The following is a 3,595-nucleotide window of genomic DNA, read 5'->3' on the forward strand; positions in this document are numbered from 1 at the left end:
TCGACGACGAGAGGGGGAGGGGCTTCGTCGTCATCAAGGGCCAGAATGAGGCCTGTGGCCTGATCAGCTGCGAGGAGTGCGGCCAGGATACCTGCAACCAGTGACGCTGCCCTCTGAATGTGAATTTAGAGGAGAAGAGGAGATATGAGGATGAGGGCCGAGGCTGCTGCGGTGAGGCCGATCGCCGTCCCCACCAGTCGCAGAGCGGGGGCGAGATCTCTGGTCGATGGCTCCGCCCCCCCCTCGCCGACGACGTAGACCCCGGGCTTCTCCAGCCTGATCCCAAGAGCCCCCGCCGCCGCGGCCATCGGCCAGCCGGAGTTGGGGCTCGGCGTTCTCGCATGATCCCGCAGGGCGGTCTCGATCGCCTTCCTCGCCCTGGAGGGCCGGGCCGCGGCGATGAAGAGAAGGCTGATCCTCGCAGGGGCCCAGTTGGCCAGATCGTCGATCTTCGCCGAGGCGAATCCCAGGTCCTCGAGCTCCTCGGTCCGATAGCCGAGCATGCTGTCCAGGGTGTTCGCCGCCTTGTAGGCGAGGGCCGCCTCCACCCCCAGGCCGACGGGAGAGAATAGGATGTAGTAGAAGAGGGGCGACGCCACGGTGTCGACGTAGTTCTCGGAGAGCGACTCGATCACCGCCGAGGTCGCCTGGGTCCTGGTGAGACCATTGGGGTTTCGGCTCACCAGGGCAGAAAGAAGCTTCTTCGCCTGGTCGAGGTCGTTCTCCACAAGATCGCCGATCTCCTCCGAGGTATCGAGGAGGCACCTTATGGCGATCGTCGACTTGAGAAGGTAGGCCGAGACGAAGACGCCGAGGCCGGCTCCGAAGAGATCGATATGATCTGCGGCAGCGATCAGAAGGTGGCCCACCGCCGCCGCCGAGAGGGTCACGAGAAGGGCGACCCCCACGCCCTCGATCCTCGAAGGCCTCGCCCGCCTCTTCAGGGCCCCGATCAGCCTCCCCATGATCACTACCGGATGGGCCCGGGCGGGGGGCTCGCCCAGGATCAGATCTATGGCGATCGCCAGAAGGAGGACCGCGAGGGGCTCGGGGATCGCAGCGATGATGGGGGTCTCATCGAAGATCATATCTGGTTCGTCCTCGCTTTTTCTTTCGTCGTGATCTCCGCCTTCCGGCAGTTCATAGCCTCTTCTCCACCTCTTTCCAGATCTCCTCGAGCCCATCGCCCCGGATCAGCCCCTCCATCACCCTCTCCGCCACCTCGGGGAGGTGGATCACTGTGCAACCCTCACAGGACCATTCGCCATCCACCATCCGCCCTCCAGTCCTCTCGTCCTTGCAGGGGTAGAAGGGGCAGAAGCAGAAGGTGCAGTCCTGGTCGGGAAAGTGGCAGGGGTAGCGATCGCAGCTTACCCTTTCCATCCCAGCACCTTCTCCAGGGCCAAAACCAGCCTCTCATTCTCCTCTCTATTCCTGACCGCCACCCTGACGTAATCCTCCTCCAGGCCGAAGGATCTGCAGTCACGCACGAGGACCTTCTCCCTCTCCATCCTCTCGACGAGATCGGAAGAGCGGAGGCCCGCCGGGGCCACGCCCACCAGGATGAAGTTGACGGAGCTATCAACCGGATCAAGGCCGAGCCGCACCAGCTCTCGTGAGAGCCAAGCCAGCTCCACCTTTATGACCTGCCTGCTTTTGGCCAGATGGTCTTCTTGGGCGAGAAGGTGGGCTCCGACCGCCGAGGCGAGGGAGCTTATGCTCCAGGGAAGGCGGGTCTTGTTCATCACGTCTGCCAGACGGTCTCCTGCGACGCCAAAGCCGAGCCTTATCCCCGGAACCCCGAAGGACTTGGTGAGGGACCTTATCACGAAGAGGTTCTTCATCCTCGGCGCCATCTCCGCCACGGTCTGGTCGGGGTCCGAGAGCTCGATGAAGGCCTCGTCCACGAATAGAAAGGTCTCCGCCCTCTCGCACCTTTCGGCCAGATCCGCGATCGCAGATCTGGGGAGGAGGATTCCTGTGGGGTTATTGGGGTTGCAGATGAAGGCCGCCTTCGCCACCTCCAGGAGGGCATCATCCAGAAAATCCTTTGGATCTTTCGGGGTTTTGATGCCCCTTGGGACGTGAACGATATCCGCCCCGAAGAGGCGGGACTGGGTCTCGTACTCGCCGAAGGTCGGCGATGTGATCAGGACTTTGTCCCCATCCTCGATCAGGGCCTCTGCGAAGAGCCTCATCAGCTCCGAGGAGCCGTTTCCGGGAACTACGTTCTTTGGATCGACCCCCACGAACTTTGCACAAGCCCTCCTGAACTCGACGTAATCGTTGTCGGGGTAGTGGCCTACGCTTTTCATCTCCCGCAGGATCAGGTCCTCCAGAGGGGGATGGCCCAGCGGGTTTATGTTGGCGCTGAAGTCCAGGAGTTCTTCCTGGTCGAGGTCCAGGACCGAGGCCGTCGCCCTTATCCTTCCGCCGTGGTGGCAGGCCTTGGCCCTGGCGAAGCTCTTTCTGATATGCATCGACGATCGATTCCCTCTCCAGCCTTTTTGCATTTCAACCTGGCGGATTGATCTCAACCTGGATGGATTTTTATCAATTCAGATGGATATCCTTACATCAAAACATAATCCTTAATTTTTAGCATTAAATCACCGACACGATTTCACAAACTTAAATGTATATGTGTTCTAATCAATAAACTAAACAATAATATTCACATTATACTAGTTTGTAATCCGAAAGGGTTTTATGTTCTACAGGCGACTACCGAGCAAACCAGAGTATAGAAGGAGGTCAAGCATGGATAAGATGGAAGGCAGCTTTGCCGTTGAGGACATGCAGAATGTCCAGATCAACATAGGCGAGATCGTGAAGGAGGTGGAGGAGTGGGACCAGCCCATGGGCCCCTTCCCCTATCCGAGCATCGCCACGCTCCGGGACTGGGACTTCAAGATCATAAACAGGTACAAAGTGTTCTACTCTCCCATATGTGATCGATGCACCCTCTGTACCTACGGTCCCTGCGACCTGACCGGAGACAAAAGGGGTGCCTGCGGCATAGACCAGGCAGCCCAGCAGGGGAGGATCGTGCTTCTGGCGGTCCTCATGGGCTGCACAGCCCACGCCGCCCACGGCCGACACCTCTACCATTGGTGCCTGGACAAGTTCGGCGACCTCCCCTTCACGATGGGAGACGAGATCCTGGTAGACGCACCGCTAACCAGGACGATCGCCGGCATCAAGCCCAAGACCCTGAAGGACTTCGGCCCCGTCCTGAGCTACGTCGAGGAGCAGGTATCTCAGCTTCTGGCCTGCACCCACACCGGCCAGGAAGGAAACTACAAGGACTTCGAGTCGAAGGCCCTCCACGCCGGCATGCTCGACTCCCTGGGCAAAGAGGTCTCGGACCTGATCCAGATCGTGGCCTACGACATGCCAAGGGGCGACGAGGACGCTCCCATCGTCGAGTGTGGGATGGGAACTCTCGACAAGAACAAGGCAATCCTGATCACCTACGGCCACAACCTGGCTGGCTCCGCAGAGGCGATGTTCTACACCGAGGACAACAACCTCTGGGATAAAGTCGATATCGGCGGCGTCTGCTGCACGGCCATCGACAACACCAGGATCTGTG

At 59.8% G+C, this 3,595-nt stretch carries 3 protein-coding genes and 1 pseudogene; 1 reads left to right on the forward strand and 3 read right to left on the reverse strand.

What is annotated here, in order from left to right:
* Nucleotides 1-125 precede the first annotated feature (125 nt).
* The 3 genes from ACP5EL_RS09680 to cobD are packed head-to-tail and all read right to left on the reverse strand — an operon-like array spanning nt 126 to nt 2,480.
* Nucleotides 126-1,088, reverse strand: coding sequence for a cobalamin biosynthesis protein (locus tag ACP5EL_RS09680; RefSeq protein ID WP_428402305.1), 963 nt, complete (start codon nt 1,086-1,088; stop codon nt 126-128).
* A 52-nt stretch (nt 1,089-1,140) separates the two neighbouring features.
* Complete coding sequence (locus ACP5EL_RS09685) at nt 1,141-1,383, reverse strand: cysteine-rich small domain-containing protein (protein WP_428402306.1); 243 nt, start codon at nt 1,381-1,383, stop codon at nt 1,141-1,143.
* Nucleotides 1,371-2,480: a threonine-phosphate decarboxylase CobD gene (cobD, locus tag ACP5EL_RS09690; protein WP_428402307.1), complete on the reverse strand. Its 1,110-nt coding sequence runs from the start codon at nt 2,478-2,480 to the stop codon at nt 1,371-1,373. Before cobD ends, ACP5EL_RS09685 begins: the two co-directional genes overlap by 13 nt.
* Nucleotides 2,481-2,760: 280 nt before the next feature.
* Between cobD and ACP5EL_RS09695 the strand changes: the two are divergent.
* Nucleotides 2,761-3,595: pseudogene (locus ACP5EL_RS09695) on the forward strand (CO dehydrogenase/acetyl-CoA synthase complex subunit alpha); the annotation flags it as partial.

Source organism: Methanocrinis sp. (assembly GCF_049974945.1).
Classification (GTDB): Archaea; Halobacteriota; Methanosarcinia; order Methanotrichales; family Methanotrichaceae; genus Methanocrinis.